This is a genomic window from Pseudomonas sivasensis (assembly GCF_052938085.1).
Genome location: NZ_CP176442.1, coordinates 1,564,252 through 1,583,625, shown reverse-complemented (window position 1 = coordinate 1,583,625; position 19,374 = coordinate 1,564,252). Strand labels below are relative to the sequence as shown.

14 protein-coding genes are annotated in these 19,374 nt (G+C 56.0%); 4 read left to right on the top strand and 10 right to left on the bottom strand.

All coding sequences use genetic code 11. The annotated features are described in order from the left end of the window. Position 1: 1 nt before the first annotated feature. The 4 genes from ACKZ62_RS07435 to hrpA form a co-directional block, all read right to left on the bottom strand. Positions 2–235, bottom strand: coding sequence for an anti-sigma factor family protein (locus ACKZ62_RS07435; RefSeq protein ID WP_032887702.1), 234 nt, complete (start codon positions 233–235; stop codon positions 2–4). After that, a complete protein-coding gene (locus ACKZ62_RS07430) occupies positions 229–843 on the bottom strand; it encodes an RNA polymerase sigma factor (protein ID WP_032887701.1) in 615 nt (204 codons plus the stop codon). The genes ACKZ62_RS07435 and ACKZ62_RS07430 overlap by 7 nt, the downstream gene beginning before the upstream one ends. A gap of 37 nt (positions 844–880) precedes the next feature. Further along, entirely contained in the window at positions 881–2,002 is a 1,122-nt protein-coding gene (locus ACKZ62_RS07425) for a beta-ketoacyl-ACP synthase III (RefSeq protein ID WP_032887699.1), read from the bottom strand. 328 nt (positions 2,003–2,330) lie between these two features. Then, positions 2,331–6,242, bottom strand: coding sequence for an ATP-dependent RNA helicase HrpA (gene hrpA, locus ACKZ62_RS07420; RefSeq protein WP_122754463.1), 3,912 nt, complete (start codon positions 6,240–6,242; stop codon positions 2,331–2,333). 250 nt (positions 6,243–6,492) lie between these two features. Here hrpA and ACKZ62_RS07415 point away from each other — a divergent pair, with 250 nt between their 5' ends. Further along, complete coding sequence (locus tag ACKZ62_RS07415; RefSeq protein ID WP_122754464.1) at positions 6,493–7,047, top strand: hypothetical protein; 555 nt, start codon at positions 6,493–6,495, stop codon at positions 7,045–7,047. 42 nt (positions 7,048–7,089) lie between these two features. Here ACKZ62_RS07415 and aceK read toward each other — a convergent pair whose 3' ends face one another. Then, entirely contained in the window at positions 7,090–8,811 is a 1,722-nt protein-coding gene (gene aceK, locus ACKZ62_RS07410; protein WP_447096483.1) for a bifunctional isocitrate dehydrogenase kinase/phosphatase, read from the bottom strand. A 388-nt stretch (positions 8,812–9,199) separates the two neighbouring features. On the opposite strand from aceK, the gene ACKZ62_RS07405 reads away from it, so the two are divergent. From ACKZ62_RS07405 to ACKZ62_RS07395, 3 genes are all read left to right on the top strand, one after another. Beyond that, positions 9,200–10,825 (top strand): methyl-accepting chemotaxis protein, encoded by a 1,626-nt coding sequence (locus ACKZ62_RS07405; protein WP_447096482.1) that lies wholly within the window; start codon positions 9,200–9,202, stop codon positions 10,823–10,825. A 64-nt stretch (positions 10,826–10,889) separates the two neighbouring features. After that, a complete protein-coding gene (locus tag ACKZ62_RS07400) occupies positions 10,890–11,786 on the top strand; it encodes a DMT family transporter (protein WP_122754465.1) in 897 nt (298 codons plus the stop codon). Positions 11,787–12,031: 245 nt separating this feature from the next. Beyond that, entirely contained in the window at positions 12,032–13,498 is a 1,467-nt protein-coding gene (locus ACKZ62_RS07395) for a hypothetical protein (protein WP_442116312.1), read from the top strand. Here the strand turns inward: ACKZ62_RS07395 and ACKZ62_RS07390 are convergent. The 5 genes from ACKZ62_RS07390 to ACKZ62_RS07370 form a co-directional block, all read right to left on the bottom strand. Further along, positions 13,495–13,644 carry a hypothetical protein gene (locus ACKZ62_RS07390; RefSeq protein ID WP_158234824.1) on the bottom strand — a complete coding sequence of 50 codons (150 nt, stop codon included), beginning with the start codon at positions 13,642–13,644 and terminating at the stop codon, positions 13,495–13,497. The two genes, ACKZ62_RS07395 and ACKZ62_RS07390, sit on opposite strands and share 4 nt — an antisense overlap. Before the next feature lie 580 nt (positions 13,645–14,224). Further along, on the bottom strand, positions 14,225–16,399 hold the full coding sequence (locus tag ACKZ62_RS07385; RefSeq protein ID WP_447096481.1) for a hypothetical protein: 2,175 nt from the start codon (positions 16,397–16,399) through the stop codon (positions 14,225–14,227). A gap of 324 nt (positions 16,400–16,723) precedes the next feature. After that, positions 16,724–17,125 carry a GtrA family protein gene (locus ACKZ62_RS07380; protein ID WP_099602974.1) on the bottom strand — a complete coding sequence of 134 codons (402 nt, stop codon included), beginning with the start codon at positions 17,123–17,125 and terminating at the stop codon, positions 16,724–16,726. Then, positions 17,122–18,408, bottom strand: coding sequence for an NAD(P)/FAD-dependent oxidoreductase (locus ACKZ62_RS07375; RefSeq protein ID WP_122754468.1), 1,287 nt, complete (start codon positions 18,406–18,408; stop codon positions 17,122–17,124). Before ACKZ62_RS07375 ends, ACKZ62_RS07380 begins: the two co-directional genes overlap by 4 nt. Before the next feature lie 2 nt (positions 18,409–18,410). Further along, the gene (locus ACKZ62_RS07370) at positions 18,411–19,358 is read right to left on the bottom strand and encodes an NAD-dependent epimerase/dehydratase family protein (RefSeq protein ID WP_099602972.1); all 948 of its coding nucleotides are present in this window, start codon (positions 19,356–19,358) and stop codon (positions 18,411–18,413) included. Between the last annotated feature and the right edge of the window lie 16 nt (positions 19,359–19,374).

The following is a 19,374-nucleotide window of genomic DNA, read 5'->3' as shown; positions in this document are numbered from 1 at the left end:
TTTATTGATCCTTGAGCCGCTCGGCAGCCAGCCGTTGCGCCAAGGCATCCACATCCTTCACCGGCTCATCCGGCATGATCTTCAGGGTCGCCTGCATCAGGCGCATCTGACGGATAAACCGGCGGCAGTTCGGGCAGAACATCAAGTGATGACGCACCAGCAAGCGCTCGCGAAAGGTCAGTTGCCCATCGAGATAGTCACTGGAACGTGCCACTTGTTCTTTACAGGTCAACATTCGCCCGTTTCCTCAAAATGCTCCACCGTGGCAAAGACTTTAAGCCGTGCTCGATGTAACAGCACACGGACATTGGAGAGTGAGAGCGTCAGGAGATTACAAATCTCCTCCAACTCCAGGCCCTGGCGTTCACGCAGCACCAGGACGCTGCTTTGCAACTGCGACAAACTCAGCAACGTATGCTCCAGGCAATCACGCAGCTCATCCTCGGTCAGCAAGGCTTCCGGCGTGTCCTGATGCCAGGCAAAGGGGGCGACCGCCCAGTGGCCATCGTCGGGGGTAAAGCGGTCATCGCCGATGGTGCCGTGGGGCGAAGGCAAATCGTCGAGCAACACCTCACGACGATTCTGCTTGTAGCGCCCCTTGGCGGCGTTAGCGGTGATGGTCAGCAGCCAGGTCTTGAGGCTGGACCGGCCTTCGAACTTGGAAAGGTTGCGCACTACCGACAGCCAGGCGTCCTGGACGATTTCATCGGCATGGCGCTGGCCGACGATGGCATATGCCACCGCCCGCATGGCGCTCTGGTAGGTGGTGACCAACTCCTTGTAAGCCCGTTGATCACCCTTGAGCAGGCGTTCAAGCAGATGCGCGTCGTCCGCTGCTGCCATTGTCTACCTCGATTTCACTGCAAGGCCTGTCGCAGGATCAACGCTTGCGCAGGATCACGCTGCCGATGGAATAACCTGCACCGAACGAACTGAGCACCGCAACCGACCCTTTGGGCAGGTCATCCTGGTAGGTGTGAAACGCAATCACCGAGCCAGCGGAGCTGGTATTGGCGTAAGTATCGAGAATCACCGGGGCCTCTTCTACCGTAGCTTCGCGGCCCAGCAGTTTCTTCACGATCAGGTGGTTCATGCTCAGGTTGGCCTGGTGAAGCCAGAAGCGTTTCACATCGGCCACGTTCAACTGGTTTTCTTCGAGGTGCACGCCGATCAGCTCGGCCACCATCGGGCATACGTCGCGGAAGACTTTGCGGCCTTCCTGCACGAACAGCTTGTCGGGCGCGCCGATGCCCTCTTCCGCCGCACGGTTGAGGAAGCCGAAGTTGTTGCGGATGTTGTTGGAAAACTTGGTCAGCAGCTTGGTGCTCACCACATCGAACTGGTGCTCGGACGTTGCCAGGTCGGCACGTTCCAGGACCACAGCAGTAGCGGCGTCACCAAAGATGAAATGGCTATCGCGATCGCGGAAGTTCAGATGGCCGGTGCAGACCTCCGGGTTGACCATCAGGATCGCCCGGGCCTGGCCGAGTTGGATGCTGTTGGCGGCGTTCTGGATGCCGAAGGTCGCCGAGGAGCACGCAACATTCATGTCAAAACCGAACCCGGCGATACCCAGGGCTTCCTGGACTTCGATGGCAATGGCCGGGTAGGCGCGCTGCAGGTTGGAGCAAGCGACGATCACGCCGTCGATGTCGGCGGCGGTCTTGCCTGCACGCTGCAGGGCTTGTTCGGCGGCGCCGATGGCCATCTGGCAGAGCACCGACCATTCGTCGTTGCTGCGCTCAGGCAGGCGTGGGGCCATGCGCTGCGGATCGAGAATGCCGTCTTTGTCCATCACGAAGCGGCTCTTGATGCCTGACGCCTTTTCGATAAAGGCCGCGCTGGACTCAGTCAGCGCCTGCACCTCGCCACGCTCGATGGCAGCGGCGTTGTCAGCATTGAACTGCTGCACGTAGGTATTGAAAGACTGCACCAGCTCTTCGTTAGAGATGCTGTTGGCAGGGGTGTAAAGGCCAGTGCCGCTGATGACGACGTTATGCACGGTCGTTCCTCTAAATCTGTCAGGCAGAAGATATTGGTACCGTCGTACCAAACTGTGAGTAGTTCTATTCCGCCCAGCGGACATCAAACTGGCATCGCTTTATTCCATCGCGTCGCTGCTACGACGATCCCGGCATTTATGGGCGCGAAGTTTGCCACAAACGCTGGGGTTTGGCGCCACTTCCCAGACAAACACCTTTTTAATGTGTGGGAGGGGCTTGCTCCCGATAGCGGTGTGTCAGTTACAGAATTTGTTTCTGATAGACCGCCATCGGGAGCAACCCCCCTCCCACATTGAAACCTTGTCGATGCTGGAAATCGTGAAGGGATCAGGCCTCGACCAGCGTCCACTGCTTGCTCAAGCGCTTGTCGGAAATTGGCACTTTGGTGCCCAACTGCTGGGCAAACAACGACACCCGATATTCCTCCAGCCACCAGCGATAAAGCTCCAACTGAGGATCACGCTTACCTTCCTGGGCATGCTTGTTCAGGCGGTTCTGGTATTGCACCCACAGACCGCTGAGCTCGCTGCTCCACACCCGATCTTTTTGCACCTGGCTCGGCAGTTTTTCCAGACGCAACTCAATGGCCTTGAGGTAACGCGGCAGCTCCTTGAACCACTGCGCCGGGGTTTCCCGCACAAAACCTGGATAGACCAAATTACTCAGTTGCTGCTTGATGTCATTCAAGGCCACCGCCTGCGCCAGGTCGATCTTGCCTTTGAAGCGCTTTTGCAAGCCATGCCAGAGTTTCAGCACCTCCAGGGTCAAGCGCGCCTGGCGTTCGGCGTGTTCGGTCCAACTGCCGCGCTTGCGTTCGGCCAAAGCGGCCAAACCAGCGCCATCACGCGGCAGGCTGGCTTCGCCTTCGAGCACGCAGGTGTCGAGGCTCGCCAGCAGGATGTCTTCCACCAGCGCGTCGATACGCCCCAATTCACGGTACATCAGCCCCAACTCGGTGAGGCCGGGTAGCTTGCCGCGCAGGAATTTCGCCGGTTCCGCCAGTTGCTGCATGAGCAGACGCTGCAACGCGCGGCGATGCTGGAACTCAGCCTCGGCGGCGGTGGAAAAACGACCTTCCTTGACCGTACCGTTTTCTTCCACCAGCGCCGGGTACACCGTCATCGACAGCCCAGCGATCTTTTGCTGGGTTTTCTCGGCCACGGCGGCGAACACCTTGGCTTCCACCGGCTGCTGGCTTTTCGCCGTTTGCGGCACGGCCAACGCGGCTTGGCTGGCTTCGGCAAAGCGTGCGGTCAGCTCAGCCAAGTCGCGGCCTTCGCCGAGGAACTTACCTTGGCCGTCGACCACTTCCAGGTTCATCTTCAGGTGGCTTTCCACCTGCTGCGCCGACTCGGCCCAAGCTTCATCGCTGACCCGCGCGCCGGTCATGCGCAACAGTTCACGCCCCAGCGCCTGGGGCAGCGAGCCCTGACCGAACTCGATGCGTTGCAGTGCGGCCTTTACGAAGTCCGGCACCGGCACGAAATTCTTGCGCAGCGCTTTGGGCAGGTTGCGCACCAGGGCGATGCACTTGGCTTCGATCACCCCCGGCACCAGCCATTCCAAACGTTCCGGCGGCAAGGCCGGCAACAGCGGCGCCGGTACGCGCAGGGTCACGCCGTCGCGCGGGTGGTTGGGTTCGAAGTGGTAACTCAGGGCCAGTTCCAGATCGCCCAAGTGAAGGGTGTCCGGGTAATGCGCGGCGGTGACTTCACTGGCCTCGCGGGCGAGCACGTCTTCTTCGCGCATGATCAGCAGTTGCGGGTCTTTCTGGCTGTTGACCTTGTACCAGCTGTCAAAGGTGGCGGTCTGGTGGATCTCCGCCGGCAAACGCGCGTCGTAGAAGGCGTACAGGGTTTCTTCATCGGCCAGGATGTCGCGGCGGCGGGCCTTGGCTTCCAGTTCGTCGAGTTGTTCCAGCAGTTGCTGGTTGGCCGTGAGGCACTTGGCGCGGGATTGAATCTCGCCGCGCACCAGGCCTTCGCGGATAAACAGCTCGCGGGACACCACCGGGTCAATCGGCCCGTAATGCACCGGCCGGCGCCCGACCACAATCAACCCGAACAAGGTGATCTGCTCAAACGCCACCACTTGGCCGCGCTTCTTCTCCCAATGCGGCTCGAAGTGGTTTTTCTTGATCAGGTGCCCGGCCAGCGGCTCGATCCAGTCCGCGTCGATCTTGGCGACCATCCGCGCGTACAACTTGGTGGTTTCCACCAGTTCGGCGGTCATCAGCCATTGCGGACGCTTCTTGCCGATACCCGACGAGGGGTGAATCCAAAAGCGCCGCTGGCGCGCACCGAGGTAATCACCGTCTTCGGTCTTCTGCCCAATCTGGCTGAGCAGGCCGGAGAGCACCGCTTTGTGCAGTTTCGGGAAATCAGCCGGTTCTTTGTTGATGGTCAGCTGCATGTCACGACAGATCAGGCTCAACTGGCGATGGGAATCACGCCACTCGCGCAGGCGCAGGTAGTTGAGGAAGTTCTTGCGGCACCAGTTGCGCAACGGGCTGGCAGTCAATTCCTGGCGTTGTTCTTCAAAGCCGCGCCATAAATTGACCAGCCCGGCGAAGTCCGAATCGGGATCTTTCCACTGTGCATGGGCCTGGTCGGCGGCCTGTTGGCGCTCCGGCGGACGCTCGCGCGGGTCCTGGATCGACATGGCGCTGGCGACGATCAGCACTTCCTGCAAACTGCCGAGCTTGGCGGCTTCCAGCAACATGCGCCCCATGCGCGGGTCCACCGGCAGGCGCGCCAGTTGGCGGCCCAGCGGGGTGAGTTGGCTGTTGCGGTCCACGGCCGAGAGCTCTTGCAACAGGTTGAAACCGTCGCTGATCGCCTTGCCATCCGGCGGTTCGATAAACGGGAAGTCGGTGATTTCACCCAAGCGCAGGTGCAGCATCTGCAGGATCACGGCGGCGAGGTTGGTACGCAGGATCTCCGGATCGGTAAATTCCGGCCGCCCGATAAAATCTTCTTCGCTGAACAGACGGATGCAGATACCCGGCTCGACCCGGCCGCACCGACCTTTACGCTGGTTGGCACTGGCCTGGGAAATCGCCTCGATCGGCAGGCGCTGCACCTTGGCGCGGTAGCTGTAGCGGCTGATGCGTGCGGTGCCGCTGTCGATCACATAGCGAATGCCAGGCACGGTCAGCGAGGTTTCCGCGACGTTGGTCGCCAGCACCACGCGCCGGCCCGGGTGGGATTGGAAAATCCGCTGCTGCTCGGCCGGTGACAGGCGCGCGTACAGCGGCAGGATTTCCGTGTGCTTGAGCTGGGCCTTGCGCAGCATCTCGGCGGCGTCACGAATCTCGCGCTCGCCCGGCAAAAACACCAACACATCGCCGGGGCTGCGCCGTTCGCTGCGCTCGTAAGCGGCAATTTCATCGAGGGTGGCGAGAATCGCCTGGTCAACGGTCAAGTCATCCTCGACGCGGTTGCCCTCTTCGTCCTGCTCCAGGGTCAGCGGGCGGTACCACGTGTCCACCGGGAACGTGCGACCCGAGACCTCGACAATCGGTGCATCGTCGAAGTGCTTGGAAAAGCGCTCCAGGTCGATGGTGGCTGAGGTGATGATGACTTTGAGGTCCGGGCGACGCGGTAGCAGGGTTTTCAGGTAACCGAGCAGGAAGTCGATGTTCAGGCTGCGTTCGTGGGCTTCGTCGACGATGATCGTGTCGTAGCGTTCCAGGTAACGGTCGTTCTGGGTTTCCGCCAGCAGGATGCCGTCAGTCATCAGCTTGATCAGGGTGTTGGAATCGCTCTGATCCTCGAACCGGACCTGATAGCCCACCAACGCGCCCAAAGGCGTGGCCAACTCTTCGGCAACCCGGCTGGCAACGCTGCGCGCGGCAATCCGGCGTGGCTGGGTGTGGCCAATCAAACCGTACTGGCCGCGACCGATTTCCAGGCAGATTTTCGGTAACTGGGTGGTTTTACCCGAACCGGTTTCGCCGGCAATGATCAGCACCTGATGTTTGTTCAGCGCGTCCTTGATCTCGTCGCGCTTGGCGGCAATCGGCAGGCTGTCGTCGTAGCGAATCACCGGCAGGCTGGCGCGCCGTGCCGTGACCTGGGCGCAGGACGCCTGCATGCGCGTGACCCACTGCGCCAGTTTTTCCTCGTCGGGCTTCTTGCGCAGCTCAAGCAACTGCCGCCGCAAGCGGTGGCGGTCGGCGAGCATGGCGTGATCGAGGTTTTTCAGCAGTTGGTCAATAGCGGGCGCTTGGTCAGTCATCAGGGCGGCAAGGGTCTTTTGGGTGAGGCAGGTGAGGCCTGCGCAGCATCAGTCGATGGAATGGACGCGATTGTCGCAGATTTCGACAGGACGGGAGACGTTGCGTCATCGGGTAACGGCGCTGGCAACCCCATCACAAGGACGGTTCCTACAAAAATCCGACCACCGTTCCCACGCGTTAAAGCTGAAATCCGATGTATTGAGCGAGCGACGCGGGGTTCAAATCTGCCCCCCCCCAAGAGGATTTCGTATGCCTATTGATCCCCATCGCTCTACCAGCGGCAGTTTCTCGCATTCACACGCCAACACACATCACGACGTCACGCCTTATAAGGGCTCGCCGTTACCCTGCTGCACTTCCGTTGGCTATGCGCTGCTGAACAATACAAAAGCGCGGGACCTGAATGCAGAACTGCACCTGGCAGGCGCGGCGCTGAACCCCAGAAGCCCCAGAGGTCAGCTGGTGAACGTCAATCAGCCAAAAGACCTGAAGATCCTGGATAAACCAACTTCGTTGAATAAGTTTGTGCTTACCCAAGGCGGCCAATTGGTAGTCGGCAACATCGACAAAAACGTGCCACCCAAGTGGATGTCTCACCCCGCCATTGCCGAAATCGGCGCTGGCCCCGGTCAGTCGCAGAAGATCATCAGTGCCGGGTATATGAAAAAAAACCTGTTGGGGAAAGTTTGTCTATCCAATACGTCAGGCCATTACTTACCCAAGCAAAGTGACTTGAGGCCCGCGCTGCAACATTTAAGGAGCATGGGCGTGGAGGCAACCAAGGGCGTATGTGTCATCGTCTGACGCCAGCCGACTCAGGGCGGGGGTTCCAGCATACCTCGCCCTTCAGGAGTAACCGCGCTCCTTGCGTCGGTAAGGAAACACATCAATCACCTTCCCCGCGCGAATCGCTTCTTGTAGCCCCTTCCAGTAGTCGGCGTTGTACAACTCGCCATGCAATTCATCAAATAGCTTGCGCTGCCCGGCGTCGGCGAACAGGAACGGCGGGAATTCTTCTGGGAACACGTCCAGCGGACCGATGGAGTACCAGGGTTCCGACGCCATTTCATCCTCGGGCGTGCGTGGCTCGGGGATGTGGCGGAAATTGGCCTCGGTGAGAAAGCAGATTTCGTCGTAGTCATAAAACACCACGCGGCCGTGGCGGGTGACGCCGAAGTTCTTCAGCAGCATGTCGCCGGGGAAGATATTCGCCGCCGCCAGTTGCTTGATGGCCAAGCCGTAGTCCTCCAGGGCTTCGCGCACCTGGGCGGGGTTGGCGTTTTCGAGGTACAGGTTGAGCGGGGTCATGCGCCGCTCGGTCCAGCAGTGACGAATGAGCACGGTGTCGCCCTCTACTTCGACGGTGCCGGCGGCGACTTCCAGCAACTCGGCCAGGCACTCGGGCTCGAACTTGCTCAAGGGGAAACGGAAGTCGGCAAACTCCTGGGTATCGGCCATGCGCCCCACACGGTCGACGCTTTTGACCAGCCGGTACTTCTCGATGACCGTGGCGCGGTTGACGTTTTTCGACGGTGAAAAGCGGTCCTTGATGATCTTGAACACGGTGTTGAAACCCGGCAGCGTGAACACGCTCATGACCATGCCACGCACGCCCGGCGCCATGATGAATTGGTCGTCGGTGGTGGCCAGGTGATTGATCAGCGCGCGATAGAACTCCGACTTGCCATGCTTATAGAAGCCGATGGAGGTGTACAGCTCGGCGATGTGCTTGCCCGGCAAGATGCGCTTGAGGAAACCGATGAACTCCGCGGGCACCGGTACGTCGACCATGAAGTAGGAGCGCGTAAACGAAAAGATGATCGACACATCGGCTTCGTCGGTGATCAACGCATCGATCTGGATGCCCTGCCCTTCGCGGTGCAACAACGGAATCACCAGGGGCCATTGTTCCTCTCGGGTGTAGAGGCGACCTACAAGATAGGCGCCTTTGTTGCGGTAGAGCACCGAAGAAAACAACTCGACCTTGAGGTCCGGGTCCTTGCACACCCAATCGGGCAAGTTTTCCCGTAATTGCGCTTCGAGGCGCTGCAGGTCTGCGTTCAGATCGGCGTAGGGCTCGCTGAAACGGTAGTCCGCAAAGACCTGCGCAAGCATCTCGCCGATTTTACCGGCGGGCGTATAGGTGCGGGTCTGCGCTGCCCGCGCCCGGCGCAGGCTGGGCCGAGTGGTGTGGATAAACATGCAGCCGTCGCTGATCAGGTCGTGGCTGAACAGGCCGCAGAAGATCGAGTTGTACCAAGTCTCGGACAGCTCATCGTCGAAACGCAGGTCGATCAAGTCGATGTAGGCGCTTTTGACCAAGGGCCACAGGTCGACATCCAGTAAGTCCGCGTCTTCGAAACGGGCGCGCAGGCCAGCGATCACCTCAGAGACCTTCTCTTCGTACAGGTTGATCCGCGCCGCAGACGCCGCCTGGCCCTGCTGCCACTGCGCCTTTTCGAAACGCTCGCGGGCGCCATCGGTGATCTGGCGAAAGTGCTCACGGTAATCGTCGAAGCCGTCGAGGATCGTGCGGGCGATAGCGAGGGCGGGCGTGGGTTGCAACATGCGGAAAACCTCGAACGAGCATCGGGAAGCCCTGAGCTTAGCCAGTGTATGTAAGCAGGAGAAGGCTGATTTTTTGCGCTGCGTTGTACAACTTCGTTCACATCGTACATTTGTTTTCAATTTTTTTAATTCGACCATACGGTCAATAAAAACACCTATTAGTCGTCATCCGTTTGACCAATAGCCGCTAACGGCGGGGCTTGGCACTTGGTGCCAGAAATAGCGGTGCCAATTCCAATTTTGATCCCGCCTCAAGCGTTGGATCCAACTAAGGGAAACCCCGATTACCACCTTGATGGCACTTTGATATACAGCGCGCCCTCTCCCACCCTAACAAGGTCAAAAGACCGATCCGGGAGCAGGTTCTAATTGCCCAAGGAGCATTGAGATGTCATTGAGGAACATGAGGATCGGTCTGCGTGCCAGTCTGAGTTTTGGGGTGTTGGCCAGCTTGCTGGTGATTGTTGGCCTGTTCGGCCTGGGGCAGATGGCCAAGCTGCGCGAAAGCGCGCTGGTCATGGAGCAGTCGTGGATGCCGAGCATCGAGAATATCCACGACAGCGCGGCCTTCGCGGCCAGTATCCGCCTGGAGGCTTTGCGCCTGGTGACCACCGATGAGTCCCGGGTGCGTGACAACAGCAGAAACCTGATTACCCTGCAGCGCAACGAACTGCAAACCCTGCTGGCCCGCCATGAAACCCTGCTGACCAATGACGAAGAGCGCGAGATGCTCAAGCAGGTCAAAACCGACGTGGCCGGCTACCTGGCGATCGTCGGCCAAATGGTTGATTTGATCGATAAGGATCAGCAACAAGACGCTATTGACCTGCTCAACAACCGTCTTGCGCCTCAAGGCACCCTCCTCACCCAGAGTTTGGAAAAGCTGATCGTCTTCAATCAGAACGGTGTCGAAGCCGCTGCGGACTCCGCCGCACAGATGTATTCGAGCGCGCAATGGGTGGTCGGCCTGATCATCGTGATTGCACTGATCGCCACTTTGCTGCTGGCGTGGCTGCTGACCCGCAGCATCACCGCGCCGCTCAGCCAGGCGCTGTCCGTGGCGCGCACCATCGCCGCCGGCGACTTGAGCCAACCGATCAACGTCAGCGGCAATGATGAGCCGGCCCAACTGCTTGGCGCCCTGGTCACCATGCAGACGCAGTTGCAGACCACCATCCGTGGCATCAGCGAATCGGCGCAACAACTGGCGTCGGCCGCCGAAGAAATGAGCTCGGTGATGGAACAGAGCACGCGCGGCCTGCAAGCGCAAAACGATGAAATCGAACAAGCCGCCACCGCCGTTACCCAGATGAGCGCGGCCGTGGACGAAGTGGCGGGCAATGCGGTGTCCAGCGCCGAAGCGTCCCAGGCCTCGGATGAAGACAGCAAGCACGGCCACTACCAAATCAGCGAAACCATCAGCTCGATCCAGAACCTGGTGGATGAAGTACTCGGCGCCTCGAACAAAGCCGAAGGCCTGGCGGTACAGGCCCAGGACATCAGCAAGGTGCTGGAAGTCATCCGTGGGATTGCCGGGCAAACCAACCTGCTGGCCCTCAACGCTGCGATTGAAGCGGCGCGCGCAGGTGAAGCCGGGCGCGGTTTTGCGGTGGTTGCCGACGAGGTGCGTTCCCTCGCGCAGCGCACACAGGATTCCACCGAAGAAATCGAGCAGATGATCAGCGGTATCCAGCAAGGCACGCAGGACACCGTCGAAGCGTTGAACAGCAGCGCAGAGCACGCTGGCCAGACCCTGCAACGGGCCAACAGCGCCGGCAGCGCCCTTGAGAAAATCACCGCCGCCATCTCGCAGATCAGCCAGCGCAACCTGGTGATCGCCAGCGCCGCCGAGCAACAGGCGCTGGTGGCCCGCGAAGTGGACCGCAGCCTGGTGAATATCCGCGACCTGTCCACCCAGACCGCCGCCGGCGCTACCCAGACCTCGGCCGCCAGCCAGGAATTGTCGCGCCTGGCAGTGGACCTCAACGGTTTGGTGACGCGGTTTGTCGTGTAAACAGTGATTGTGTCGGACAGGTGACTGGGCAACACTCGCGGCCTTATTGATGTAGGAATATTCCGTGAGACCTGTCGACACCCTGTACCTGTTGGGGCTGGCTGCCATTTGGGGCGCGAGCTTTTTGTTCATGCGCATCATCGCCCCGGAAATCGGCCCCGTGCCGACCGCGTTTTTCCGCGTATCGATTGCCGCTGTCGGCCTGCTGGTGATGCTGGCAGTAATGCGAGTGCGCTGGGATTTCCAGGGCAAGTTCAAGACAGTCCTGTTGCTCGGCGTGATCAACTCCGGGATCCCGGCGACCATGTACTCCGTGGCCGCCCAAGTGCTGCCGGCCGGTTACTCGGCGATCTTCAATGCCACTACGCCGCTGATGGGCGTATTGATCGGCGGGCTGTTCTTCAGCGAACGGCTCACCGCTTCAAAAATCGCCGGGGTGAGCCTGGGCCTGCTTGGTGTAGGCGTACTCACGCGCGCCGGGCCGGTGGCTTTTGACCTTGAGCTGCTGATGGGTGCAGTGGCCTGCCTGGTGGCGACCACCTGTTACGGCTTCGCCGGCTTCCTCGCGCGGCGTTGGCTGGACCAGCGTGGCGGGTTGGACAGTCGCCTGTCCGCCTTGGGCAGCATGCTCGGCGCGACGTTGTTTCTGTTGCCGCTCTTCGCCTACAGCGCCGCCCTGCATCCGCCCGCGAGCTGGGGTGGCTGGGAGGTGTGGGCATCGTTGCTCGGGTTGGGGTTGGGGTGTACAGCGTTGGCGTATGTTTTGTACTTCCGGTTGCTGACGGCTATTGGACCGGTGAGGTCGATGACCACTACCTTCCTGATCCCGCCGTTTGGGGTGCTGTGGGGGGCGTTGTTGCTCGACGAACCGTTATCGATGGCTCATCTATACGGCGGGGTGTTGATTGGGGGGGCGTTGTGGTTGGTGTTGCGGGTGGGGAAGGTGGCTAAGGCCCGGTAATTTTTGCCACGACTTTTAATGACAAATTTACTGGGTTTCCAGTCAATCTGCGGTGCTCGAACCTACATACTCAATGACCGTTGCTTCCCCGTATCGCAGGAGGTATGGTGCCGAGCCCGCCGGCACAGGCCAAACTTCAACGGCGCAGGAAGATGGCGCAGTGGCAATCACCGATGATCAACGGCCGGCCCCCACAGCAACATCAATACCCGATAGGCAGGCTTATAAGTTAATGGATAACTGATATGGAAATCTTCAAAAAACACCGTGCCAGCACGCAGTTCCTCCTATTCGCCGTGGCTGTGCTGGCCCTGATGTCGTTACGCTACGGGATGCTTGATTTTGCCAGCAACTCGCTCTGGGCGGAGGACGGTGCCGAATTTTATCCAAAGGCCGTTCACTTAGGGCTCTACTCTCTGTTTCATCCTTACTCAGGGTACTTGCACCTATTTCCACGGCTTTTTGCGTTTCTAGCAACAGTCGTGAATGCTCCACTGATACCAATAATATTTTTCAGTGGATGGCTGCTCTCCACCCTTATGTTGTATTGGTCAGTAAGAAGAGTAATGGCTGACCGGCCACATTTTGCACTAATCAGCTTTATGGTCCCGCTTGCTGCGTTGCTACAACCTCACTCAGGAGAAACCTTTCTAAATCTTACCAATTCTCAGTGGTGGCTTGGCTGTGTCCTGGCTGTCATCGCATCAATGCCTTGGGCGTTCGGAAATCGATCCATCCCAGTCGTCGCCGTTCTTTCGTTAACCGGGCCTTTTTCAATACTTTTTTTACCTATCGCCGCCATTCAATGCGTGCGCCATAAGCGATATGCGCTCCTGGCCACCATCACAATCGGTGCAGCATTACAAACAGTAGTCCTTTTTAACAACCCTAGGAACGCGCAAGAGCTTGATCCCATCATCGATCATTGGGTTTCGAGTCTGATCACGTTCTTAACGTTTGGATCGGACAACCTCTTAACTCGCATAGCATCCTCAGTATTTTGGGTTGGATTTTTAGCAACCATGATTCGCCCCGCCCGAGGTTCATGGCCGTTAGTTGCTTGCGGCCTCGCTACCTTTATCGCAGCACTCTACTCACTGAAGGGCATGCCTCAGGCATTGAGTCCGCTGTTGAATGGCGGTCGATATTTTGTAGTACCTTACGCCCTAATCATAATCGCCACGTTTAACAACATTAGGACTATTACCGTTTTAAATGGAACTACCTTTATAGCCTTGGGATATGTACTTATATTCTCCCTGCATACTATCAAGCAGACCGACACCAATTATCGAGGTTATGCGAAGTTCTCTAAATTCGAAAAAGACTTGAAAATCCCCACCGCTCCACTCGGAGCGGATGACGTAGGGTACTCAATACAAATTACTAAATCTGGCCAAATACCGGGTATATCAGCTGATGGCCCAGCTATTGCAGCCGGAATAACAAAATTGGTCGAACACATTTGCGAGAACAGCCGTAACGTAGGTTACGCCGTAAGCCTTACGCTCCCTAAGGGGGAGTATGTTACGTTAAAGTGGCGGCGTGAGGGACGCTCCAAGTTTGAAAGCATCAGCCGGTATTACAATGCTGGTGAGGCGCGCGTGCAAATTGCATTCAAAAAAAGTAAAAGGCCGATCGACCTCTACATTGAAACAACCGGCAGCAGCTCCACAATATCATTAGACAAACCAGTGATAGCGTGCTTCTAAAGCGCACGGGCATTCGAGTTGCGAGGAGCCAACGACGATGTGGGTTTGATAAGCCCGGGCACTTCTTCCTGACGGCTGAGCGCCTCAAGCAACAGTTGCTTGGGCAAAACAGGATTATCCGGAATGTCGTCGGGCAGCGAAATCATGGCCCGGACTGCACCGTCAGCCTACTTAGCGTGTGTTCAAAACCTGATGAGGGCGATTACGCCAAAGGTAAAAACCGTCGAGTAACCAGTTAAGTTCCAGAACAGCCAGGACGATCACCTCTTCGCAGGCCTAGGCGATGTTTTAAAACGTTCGGATTCGAGGCGCTTGAGCCAAAGGCAGAAGCAGTTGCGCTCCTAATACAATATCTTCGACCAGTTGCATGGCTTGTTGAGAAAGACGAAAAGCACAGGGCCGAACACCGCTACTTTGATAACAGCACGACCAAAGCAGCGAGGCCATCGATAGACTTTTGGACGTCGACGGGCTAGGGATAGAGGTACACTTTTTGACTTTGGCGTCGGGTCGCCTCATGAGGGGCTGGCTCCAGAAAAGGATCGGAGCAGAGCATCAGATTTCAAGTTGAGGTTTTGAATGCGTGGGTGATGGATCGTTTACTCAGTCACGGCACTGTAGGGCGTTCCCCCCTACAGTGTATTAGTTCGGGGAGTATAAAGCTGGAGCCCAAGATAGGCCTTCCCGTCATACTTGTCCTCGATCGCGACCCGGTTACGGTGAGCTTTACTTGACGAAGATCTCAACCGGCGGCTGGGGACAGCGGATGACCTGTCCATTGCGCTCAATCCCAGTGGTCAGCTCATAACGGCCTTGCAGGTCGGTCACATCAACATAGCCGGAATACCCCGCCATCAGCATTTGCGGTGCTTTGAAGTGATCGGCCACGTCCACGCGCGGCTCACTGTTAATATTCGCCATGAGCAAGCCCTTATCCCCACTTAAAAAGACAACACGCTGAACATTGTCCATGTTCGAATCGGCTTTCTCGGCGTTCCAACCTCGGACGGAAATGAAATTATTGACCTTGGCAGCTCCCTTCACCACCGGACTACCATTGATAGCGTCCAATGAGCCAACACACTCCGCTAATACTGGTTGGGTAGCCGCTTTGAGCTTAGCAATATTCAACAACTCACTGGCGCGTCTACTGTGCGGGTTTTTCATGCCATAGAACTTCACACCTACCGCATCCAGCCAACCACGGTCATTATCTTTTGTACTGTATATCGCGATACTGTCGACCTTCTTGATATCAATAAACTCAGCACTCACATACATGGACAAAAACTCTTTCGAACTCTCGACCAGTGGTGATACCAGGAACGGTGTTTGCATCATTCCTGAAATAACACGGTACTCCAGAATTTGGCCGCTTTTCAATGTCACCCGACCTAAAAGATAGCTGGGCTTGAACAGTAAGGATTTGAGTTTACCCAGCATACTCGGCCTGACTTTAACCGTCATGTACACCTGCCCGTCAAAGTCAGGAATCTTGACCGGTTGCCCCATTCGAGTATCAGCCTGCCCAAGATCAACGAGCGTTGGCGCAGGATTGTTATTGCGAGAGAGGATGATTCTTTTACCAGCCAACGCTTGGGGCTCATACTGCTGAAACAGTGCAGGCCAACTTGCGCCATCCTCTAGAGAAGCGAGGCGCCCGTCGATGGGCTCTATATTGAAAATTATATTTTTCGGCGCTCGGTTGCTTTGAAGAAAATTGGCATTTTTTTCAAGTAGTGCAGGCGTATACGCCGAGTAGCTTTGGAAAATCGGCCTGGGGGACCACTCGTTATCAGACGCGAGTAAAGCAGCCTGTCCGTAAGAGTAGACGTCGGTAGAGCCATTCAATTTAGGAATGGGATCACTTACCGCAATTTCCTGCTTGGCCGCCTTGAAATTTGCAGCTAACACATCCGGGTCCAATACTCGAATCAAAGCGCCGTTCAAGCTCGATTCAGCGCGCGATAAAAAGTAATTGGTGACTCCAACAGGATGGGTGGACAGGCTCACGAAAGCCACTGCAGAGCCCAAGACAATCGCGATAACCGTTGTACCGAGAGTGCGTAATGAGTGGATCAGGGGCCAAGCCAGTAAGGCGAGAGTCATAATCCCAATACCCATCATCGCAGGGTGCGTGTCCTGCCGAACGAAGCCAGCCTTGAATAGCAGGAATAGGTAAGTGCCGCCCAGTACTGCCACAGTAGCTACGAGCAACTTGGACAATCGCGCAGAGTTCAAGATACCGAATAGAACAACCACGGACCCAACTAATGCGACAGCAGGAATTACCAGGCTCCCGTAGATAGCCATAGCCTCGGTGTATCCTGAAATAATTGGAAGAGCATTAAAAACATACATGGGAAGATCACTTAGCTTCTGCCCAACTACTACCCACAAGCTAATAAGTGTGATCACAGGAATCAGTAAGACTGCAGCTATCGCCTTGTACTCACGCTGAAGCACAAAAAGCAAAATTGCGATTAATGCACTGAAGCAACAAATCACCGAAAAACTGAGCTTGATCAGAGGCAGTATCCCAAAGACAGGAAGTAAAGCTATAAACACATATAGACGACGCCCCTTCCACCTCTCCCCTTCTAAGTTCGATCCAATTACATTGAACAGTACGATAATGGGCATCACCATGAAAAAAGCGTCCTTGCGATCTCCGAACCACGCAAAAACCAAAACCAACATGATGACTGGAATAACGCGACGTCGATCAACAAAGATTGACCAAATACCAAAATACATAGCAACAGCGAGATACAGAGACAATATAAAATAAAAATTCCCGTACTTTAAGGAATATACCCAAGTGTACACATTAGCCAGCGGACCATATGTGAAAACCATATCATTACCGAGGCTGATACCGTTATCAACTGCATAGCTCATACCCCACATCCATGAAGGGTCGAGAGCATTTTCAGGCATATGCGGGGCGAACGAAACGAAGGTTATCAGCACAGAAATAAGCAAAAGTACGCATGACGCTATCCATATTTTCCGTGATGACATTATGGGGGCTGTCCCGGCACTGCTCATTGACTATCTCTCCAAATCTTAGATTGCATGCGGCAATCGAACCGTCTTACTTTCCAAACAACCGGGCATAGGTATATCACGCCATTTGAACAGCGCCGTCTCACACATATCGCTAATAACTGCCAGGTTTTAAGTAACGCTGGCAGTAGCGATGAGTGGCAACACTTCAGTACTTCAACGAAATGACCAGCGTTTATGCCCCAAATAGCTGGTGAATACTGGCACAGCAACACCGACCGCGTGAGCAATCTCATCTATAAACGCCTGTACGCCCAACGCTGGCAAGATATAAAACGCCAGCCCCATACTAATCAACCATGTTTGCAGCGCAGCAACGATATTGACAAGAACGAAAATTACGGCTGATCGTTGCACCGACTGTTCGCTTTCTTTGAAAACAAAAAGTTTCGCCAGCACGAACGCAGTAATCATGCCGGTGATATAAGCCAGGATTACCGCAGTCGAAAAACCAACCCAATGGCTATAAATGATTCGTGAGCCGAAGTTCACAACTGCTGCGGTTCCACCGGTGAACAGAAACGTCAAGAACTGCCGGGACATGAATTGCTGAATCACTTGACTGCATCCCGTGCCATCTTCCGACCAAAATCAATACTCTCAGAGATACCGCGATCCTCAGGATAGTAATACGACGTATCCGCCACCCATAGCCCAACCACCGGCAGCGATACGGGAGGCAGCCGGTCCAGATAACTAGGATCACAAATCGGCTGTGCGTACCGATAACGACTGGCACGCAGGTCGATAAAGTCATCGTCCGTCAGCGCTGGATTGATCTTTTTGAAATACCGGCGAACCTTGTCGAGAAAAACCTCATCCGGCTCAGCGAATTTCGGATGCTCGCCGGGTACATAGAACGGCACATAGACAATGTGCTGATCCAGAGGTCGCAGATTGCTGTACTCGACTAGGCCGGGAATATCCATATCCGGATCGTTGGTGTTCAGCCAAAAGTTTTCGGTCAGTGGTTTACGCAGCTTTGCAATCACGCAAACCACGGCCACATTCTTCAGTGCCTTGAAGCGCTCGAGAATGTCATCGGGCAGATCCGGCATCACCTTTGGGACGTAAGGCAATGGAATGGTACTGATCACTTTGTCGAAGTGCTCAATTACGCCATTTACCTCGACCCCATGAACCTTCCCACCTTCCATCAGCACTTTGGTGACAGGCGCCTTCAAACGGATATCGCCGCCATGGGCTTCGATGTCCCGCTTAATGGCCTGCAACAGTGTCTCTGAGCCGCCTTCCAGATAACCGAGTTTCTCGCGGAACAGACTGTATCTGGAACGACCTATGCGGCGAATACGGCTCCAGATCCAGGCGGCAGAAAGGTTGCTGGCGTAGCCATAGAACTTGTAATCGAACAACCGACGCCACAAGACTTCCCAGGCCTCTTCACCTACCCAGCGACGGATCCAGCCTGTGGCCTCAACATCGTCCAGTGGCTTCCAGTCATTACGCTTTGTGCAAAGAAAAGCGTGCAGGCCGTAGCGAACCTTGGCAACCAGACTCAACCCCTTGAACTTGAGCAGCGCTATGGGATTACCCCATGGCTGAAGGCGGTTTTGATACCAATAACCCATCTTGGTTTCCACCCAGCGCATCTGATCCGCCAGGCTCAACTCATCCAGCATGGTGAGGAACGCATGGTCGGAAATGCAATGAAAGTGGTAATAACGTTCAATGGTCAAACCGGAAAAATCAAACGCTGCCGTCATACCACCGACACGATCATCCGCCTCAAAAATAACTGGCGTGTGCCCGTCACGTGCCAATTGGTACGCTACGGCAAGCCCCATAGGACCCGCACCCAATACCGCAATTCGCTGCCCCATACTCAAAACTCCAGAACCACTTTGCCGTAAGTTGGATCGTTAAATGTTTCTTCCACCGCTTCGGCAAAGGGTGTGTACGGAACTCCGAAAATACCCGGCCAATCGATTACTTCGAACTCGTCTTTGGTACTCAACGCTGCTAACTGCTGAGTCGTGAAGGGCGGGTTTTTATCAAACAACCCCCACATCCAGATCAAGCCGTAGAACAATGTGTACGGAATGCGCACAATCGGGGTTTTGGCTTTTATGGCCGTTTTGATGACACAAATCATATCGATATAATCGATTTTTTCATGCCCTGAAATATTGTAGATGCCGTCTTTAATATTATTTTCTATGCAACTGATGATTACATTACTGAAGTCACCCACATACAGGGGTTGACGCATATAGCGGCCATGTCCTGGAATCGGAAAAACCGGGACTTTCTTCATGAAGCGCGACAGCCAACCCAAATGCTTACGGTCAAACCAGCCAAACATCAGGGTCGGACGCAGGATAGGGCATGGGATACCGCTGTCGAGCACCATCTTTTCCTGATCTTTTTTAGTCCTCGTATAAAAGTCATCTGCCAGGGACTCCACAACAGACGAACTGATGTGCACCAGGCAAGGAACATCGTTCAACTTGATGGCTTCAAGAATCAACGCAGTGGCATCGACGTTATTGCGCACAAAATCCTGATAATCGAGACCACCAATCTGCGCCTGAAGCATCACGACGACGTCGGCACCTACGAAGTGGCGCTGCCATTCGCCTGGCTCAGCAAGGTCGGCATACTCAACAGTTACATCGGGTTGAACCTGCTTCAGCACCTTAAGGTTCGCGCGGTGCTTATCCAGCACCACAATATCGGTGTAGCCCTTTGCCTTGAACCGGGCAACCAGATTTTGGCCCACGAGGCCGGCACCGCCGGGAAGAATAATTTTTTTGTTCAGTGTTGCTTGCATTGAATCTGCCTCACTC

What these genes read in the sequence shown, in the direction of transcription:
- ACKZ62_RS07415 (WP_122754464.1), top strand. Translation starts at nt 6,493, where the DNA reads ATGCCTATTGATCCCCATCGCTCTACCAGCGGCAGTTTCTCGCATTCA.
- ACKZ62_RS07370 (WP_099602972.1), bottom strand. Translation starts at nt 19,358, where the DNA reads ATGCAAGCAACACTGAACAAAAAAATTATTCTTCCCGGCGGTGCCGGC.
- ACKZ62_RS07435 (WP_032887702.1), bottom strand. Translation starts at nt 235, where the DNA reads ATGTTGACCTGTAAAGAACAAGTGGCACGTTCCAGTGACTATCTCGAT.
- ACKZ62_RS07405 (WP_447096482.1), top strand. Translation starts at nt 9,200, where the DNA reads ATGTCATTGAGGAACATGAGGATCGGTCTGCGTGCCAGTCTGAGTTTT.
- ACKZ62_RS07395 (WP_442116312.1), top strand. Translation starts at nt 12,032, where the DNA reads ATGGAAATCTTCAAAAAACACCGTGCCAGCACGCAGTTCCTCCTATTC.
- ACKZ62_RS07375 (WP_122754468.1), bottom strand. Translation starts at nt 18,408, where the DNA reads ATGGGGCAGCGAATTGCGGTATTGGGTGCGGGTCCTATGGGGCTTGCC.
- aceK (WP_447096483.1), bottom strand. Translation starts at nt 8,811, where the DNA reads ATGTTGCAACCCACGCCCGCCCTCGCTATCGCCCGCACGATCCTCGAC.
- ACKZ62_RS07385 (WP_447096481.1), bottom strand. Translation starts at nt 16,399, where the DNA reads ATGAGCTATGCAGTTGATAACGGTATCAGCCTCGGTAATGATATGGTT.
- ACKZ62_RS07390 (WP_158234824.1), bottom strand. Translation starts at nt 13,644, where the DNA reads ATGATTTCGCTGCCCGACGACATTCCGGATAATCCTGTTTTGCCCAAG.
- ACKZ62_RS07430 (WP_032887701.1), bottom strand. Translation starts at nt 843, where the DNA reads ATGGCAGCAGCGGACGACGCGCATCTGCTTGAACGCCTGCTCAAGGGT.
- hrpA (WP_122754463.1), bottom strand. Translation starts at nt 6,242, where the DNA reads ATGACTGACCAAGCGCCCGCTATTGACCAACTGCTGAAAAACCTCGAT.